The 4,568-nt window shown below is 36.8% G+C and carries 5 protein-coding genes; 2 read left to right on the forward strand and 3 right to left on the reverse strand.

Features of this window, described 5'->3' with window-relative positions:
* Nucleotides 1–169 precede the first annotated feature (169 nt).
* Together ACFWE9_RS26020 and ACFWE9_RS26025 are read left to right on the forward strand one after the other, a co-directional pair.
* Nucleotides 170–1,036, forward strand: a complete 867-nt coding sequence (locus ACFWE9_RS26020) for an AraC family transcriptional regulator (RefSeq protein WP_377359540.1) — start codon at nucleotides 170–172, stop codon at nucleotides 1,034–1,036.
* A 392-nt stretch (nucleotides 1,037–1,428) separates the two neighbouring features.
* Nucleotides 1,429–2,205, forward strand: coding sequence for an IS3 family transposase (locus ACFWE9_RS26025; protein ID WP_290370521.1), 777 nt, complete (start codon nucleotides 1,429–1,431; stop codon nucleotides 2,203–2,205).
* A 671-nt stretch (nucleotides 2,206–2,876) separates the two neighbouring features.
* On the opposite strand, the gene ACFWE9_RS26030 is transcribed toward ACFWE9_RS26025, so the two are convergent.
* From ACFWE9_RS26030 to ACFWE9_RS26040, 3 genes are all read right to left on the reverse strand, one after another.
* Nucleotides 2,877–3,554 (reverse strand): NAD(P)H-binding protein, encoded by a 678-nt coding sequence (locus ACFWE9_RS26030; RefSeq protein WP_377359537.1) that lies wholly within the window; start codon nucleotides 3,552–3,554, stop codon nucleotides 2,877–2,879.
* A gap of 64 nt (nucleotides 3,555–3,618) precedes the next feature.
* Nucleotides 3,619–4,194 (reverse strand): histidine phosphatase family protein, encoded by a 576-nt coding sequence (locus ACFWE9_RS26035; protein WP_356713815.1) that lies wholly within the window; start codon nucleotides 4,192–4,194, stop codon nucleotides 3,619–3,621.
* Nucleotides 4,195–4,218: 24 nt separating this feature from the next.
* A complete protein-coding gene (locus ACFWE9_RS26040) occupies nucleotides 4,219–4,563 on the reverse strand; it encodes an avidin-fold protein (protein ID WP_230156130.1) in 345 nt (114 codons plus the stop codon).
* Nucleotides 4,564–4,568: the final 5 nt, after the last annotated feature.

Here is a 4,568-nt window from a genome sequence, read left to right on the forward strand (position 1 = left end):
ATACCATTGTTTGGCTCTGAAACTTTAACAACATGAGACTTATTTTTTTTCTTATAATTATTGTATCATCAACTTTTTAAACATAAATTCCGGATTTTGTCGTATTTATACGGTTTTTTGATAAATTAGTGTTACCTACAAAACTATAGGGGTGATTTAATTGAAACCAGTGCAAAAAAAATTTGATAACAATACTCTTTTCCCTCTTTCCCTCGTCTATCAAGACACCAAAAGTACCGAAAGTGAACTGCCTGCACATTTTCATGACCGGTATGAAATTATATATGTTTATGATGGAGAAGGCATCTTTTTCATAGACAATGTATTTCATAATATTAAAAAAGGAGATCTAATTATTATCCCGGGGAATACTATTCATCACACAATTCATGATAAGGATAACCCTGTTACTTGTACGGTTATTTTCTTTAATCATTTACTTATTCACAATAACTCTCTTGGAGAATCCTTCTCTTATCATCAACTTTTTGAAAAAAGCCAAAAAGCAAAGTACTATAAGTATTCCATGCAATTTAATCAACAAAAAGTGTTAGAATCTCATTTTGAAGATATGAACAGAGAGTCGACTGATGCAGAGTTTGGATTTAAACATGCCATTTTATTACAACTTCACATGGTGTTGCATTACCTTAACAGAATGGTTTTTCCATACAAATGCGAGTTCGCTTCTCCTAATTGGGGACCTTTATGGATGAAAGATATTTTATCTTATATTGAAAATAACTTTACGAATGGTTTGAGTCTGGTTGAACTTGCTAATAAGGCAAACGTTAGTACTGCACATTTTAGTAGAGTATTTAAGCAAATGATAGGATTAAACGTCTCCGATTATATCGTCCAAAAAAAAATTATTATGGCTAAAGAACTCCTACTGCATACCGATGAAAACATCTCGGTTATTGCTGAAAGAAGCGGATTTCAAAGTATGCCTCATTTTCATCACACATTTAAAAAACACTTAGGTTCTACACCTGGTGATTATAGGAAAAATAGGATCTTAATACTGGAAACATAATGAATGTGCAAAAGACATGAAAATCACAACGAATTAGAAGTACATTTAACGAAAGAAAGTGAACAATTGAATACAATGCCAAGATGTAATGTGTAAAAAACAAAAGTTTGCATTAAGAAATCATTACAAACTATTTAATTATGAGACAAACTAACCGAATTGTGCAGAATGATGCATAACTGCTAAAGATGGTTTTGTAATATATTCTAGCGAGGTAATGTTTGTAATATTGAATTTGCTTTATATCAGCTTTAACTGACATATAAAATTCCCCAGTCTTCAGCATCCTCTCAAACACTCCAACTCTGATGAGATGATTATCTGTTGTTTTTTGGGAACTTTTAACCGTTGATATTGGGTATTTTAGCACCGATGATGACAACTTCCTTAAGATTCCAAGAATCACGTATTATTATGAAGAAAAAATACCTTCACAAACAGATGAAGTAACCCCCAAGGTAATTGAAATTTTCCATACCAGCTGTCAAAACTATGGCACGCGGAAGATTAAAGTGGAACTCCAGAAATGCGGGTATCAGATTTCAAGAAGACGTATTGGTCGAGTGATGAAAGAAGAAGGCCTCGTGTCCACTTATACGATTGCCCAGTTTAAGCCCCATGGCTCAACGTGTAACGAATCGAAAAAAAAGAATGAGTTAAACCGAGAGTTCAGACAAGAAGAAGCATACAGCGTGGTTGTCAGTGATTTAACGTATGTAAGGGGCGAGAATAAATGGCATGACATCTGTGTATTGGTCGATCTTTATAATTTGGAAATTATCGGATACGGAACTGGCGCTCGGAAGGACGCACAGTTAGTGTACCAAGGCATTTCTTCCATTAAAGTTGAGCTAAATAAGATCATGTTATTCCACACGGATCGTGGAAGTGAATTCAAGAATAAATGGATAGATGAAGCATTAGAAACATTTGAAATCAAGCGTTCTTTGAGTATGAAAGGCTGCCCATATGATAATGCCTGTATTGAATCCTTTAATGCCCTATTAAAAAAGGAAGAAGTCAACCACGTACAATATCTAGACTATCAAACAGCTAAATTAGCGATGTTCCAGTTTATTGAAGGTTGGTATAACCGAAAAAGAATTCACAGCAGCTTGGGCTATCAAATCCCACAAGCCATTGAAGATTTGATTAGGAATACAGCTTAAGATTTAACTTTTTTGTGTCCAAAATATTGACTCACATCCACTGTCTACGAACAGAAACTAGTTCGTAGCTAATTCCTCTGTTTTAGACTTCCCTCCACGCTTTCGAAGTTTACAGTCAGTAATACCGTTTTCCTTTGAAAAGTCGTTTCTCTCATTTCATTAATTAAAAGACCACCAGCAAAAGAAGAATGTCCAACATAGTGTTTACCCCATCGTTAAACTTGTTCTTTTTAGTCAGCTTGACATGATTTAGTAAGAAAATCGTTCGCAATTAAAGGCTCACGGGATATATACAAACCGGATTAAAATCGAATTTGTCTACAATTGTTTAGGTGTGTACCAATAGAACGGTGATTGTATCGTAGTGCACTGTTTTTGAGCGGACGCTCCGCTCTCGGCTTAAGCCTGCTGAATCTCATTTAGACGCGTATTTCCTAAGCCAGATTCTGGCACCTTACGCACCATTCAACTTGGTTTTAACTTTTAGCTTAGTAAAACTTGAGGAATTGAAGTTTCTATCTAAACATGATTCTATTCAGCGAGATCAATTGAAATTATCTATTGATTAATGAATTTATACCGGTTGCTTTCGAACAAAAGAAGGGCCCTTTTTCTTCGCCCCAATACCTGAACCTCTGGCGAAGCAAAAGGAATTACAAAAGTGCGATCCCTTACTGATCATCCGAAGTTGCAAGCTTCTCGATTTCATCAGAATGATAAAGATGAACGCCTGCAGTCGATGTTTGGGCTGCAATAAACATGGCTGCAGCTACCTTTTTTGTTTCTATGGCACGGTAGGGACGCAGTGGTCCAATAAAGATGAATTGGGCGATGGAACTCAATATACCTGAAATCTTCTCACCTGCCCGGAATTCCTCCCGTTCGCCAAGAAGTAGTGAAGGGCGAAATATATGGACTGATTTCATGGCTAATTGTTGAAGTCCGCCTTCGACATCGCCCTTTACACGACTGTAAAAAAAGGCTGATTTTGAATTGGCTCCCATAGCCGTTATGACGAGTAATTTCTCAACATTGCAGCTCTTTGCGATTTTCGCCGCCTCCATAACATAGTCATAATCCACTTTACGAAACGCCTCTTTTGATTTTGCCTTCTTGATTGTTGTACCCAAGCATATAAAAACATCCGTGACGTTAAATAAATGCGCAAACGAAGATAAACGTTCGAAATCTACAGTATGTACGGTGCAATTCGGTTCATTAATTTCCACATGCCTTCTTGTCAGTAAGTGGATTTCCTTATAATTATGGCTATTGCTTAGTTGTTTAACGAGCTGGGTACCGACGACTCCCGTTGCCCCTAAAACCATTGCCGTCTTCTTATTAATCATGATTTCCTTCTTTCCTTCATGAGTTGGTGAAACGCATCCTTCGTTTCATTTATCTGTTATAGCATTATGATAAATGAGTTACTTGATTAAAGTCATTTATGATCCAAGAATCGGCCTCGAATCTAATCGTACTCAAACATGCATTAAACAATCGCATTTCAGTGGAAACGATTGACTCGTTTGACATCAACCGTAATATAAAATGAATCACAGCGCCATGTGCAACGAGTATTACTCTTTTCTTTGGAAACTCTTTTTGAATTTCTTGGAGCCCCTTCATCAGCCTGTTTCGTAAAGATTCTTGACTTTCCTGACCAGGATATACTTTATCTATGTATTTCGCTTCCCTTTCAGCTGATGTCAATCCTTCAGCGACGCCAAAATTCTTTTCAATGAATTCGATTTTTTCAATGACCGGAACATCCATATAATGAGCAATGATATCAGCCGTTTCCCTTGCCCTTATAAGCGGACTTGTAATGATTACATCCCAATCTTCTTTCATCAAAAATTCACCGCATTGCCGTGCCTGTATTTTTCCATGTTCATTCAAAAGTATATCGGTCTGCCCCTGCAGTTTTCCCTGTGCATTCCAATCCGTTTGGCCATGCCGTACTAAACAAATAGTCGTAATTGTCATCAAGCCTTTCTATATTGGATTAAGTTATCTTCCCTGTTCTTCAATGATCGAATGTCCTTCGGTCTGCTCAATATCTAACCATTTCCATTTTTCATGCAATCGTATTCTTCCGTCAGTCAATATCTCTGGTGTGGAAAAACAGCTGCCTCCTCTAATTTCCCCTTTTTCATTGATATGATTATACCTAAATTCTAGAGATCCATCCATATTGACAAACCCTATTAATGTCCCTTTAACAATCTCTCCACCCAGATAACTTCCTGAAAGAATGGAGCCTTCTTGTGAATAATGGAAGGTAGTATTTCCTGATACTTCTCCATTCTCTGAATTGACTTTAGCTTTGAATATCCGCCCATCATAACTAATAATGATAC

It is taken from the genome of Peribacillus sp. NPDC060253 (assembly GCF_042727425.1).
In the GTDB taxonomy this organism is placed as follows: domain Bacteria; phylum Bacillota; class Bacilli; order Bacillales; family DSM-1321; genus Peribacillus.